The sequence below is a fragment of the Halioglobus sp. HI00S01 genome (assembly GCF_001635445.1).
GTDB lineage: Bacteria > Pseudomonadota > Gammaproteobacteria > Pseudomonadales > Halieaceae > Halioglobus > Halioglobus japonicus.
Genome location: NZ_LWEE01000293.1, coordinates 1 through 219, shown reverse-complemented (window position 1 = coordinate 219; position 219 = coordinate 1). Strand labels below are relative to the sequence as shown.

Annotated in this window: 1 pseudogene; it reads right to left on the bottom strand. The window is 64.4% G+C overall.

The annotated features are described in order from the left end of the window. Positions 1-219, bottom strand: a pseudogene (locus tag A3709_RS24155) (pyrroloquinoline quinone-dependent dehydrogenase); the annotation flags it as partial.

Genomic DNA, 219 nt, shown 5'->3' with positions numbered 1-219 from the left:
TGGCGCCGCCGAGGCTGCCCGGGAGCATGAGGGTCAATTTCTCACTGAGTGGCGTGAACAAACCCAGGTTATCCAGTGCCGACAATTGCCGGGCGCAGTCTGCCTTGTCCCAGGGGGTCAGACCCCAGGCCTGTTCGGGCATAAGGAACGGGTCCAGCAGGGGTGGCGGGGCAATGGGTTTCGGCTGGGTGGGTGCGGTGTGTTCGCCGGGTATTTGCG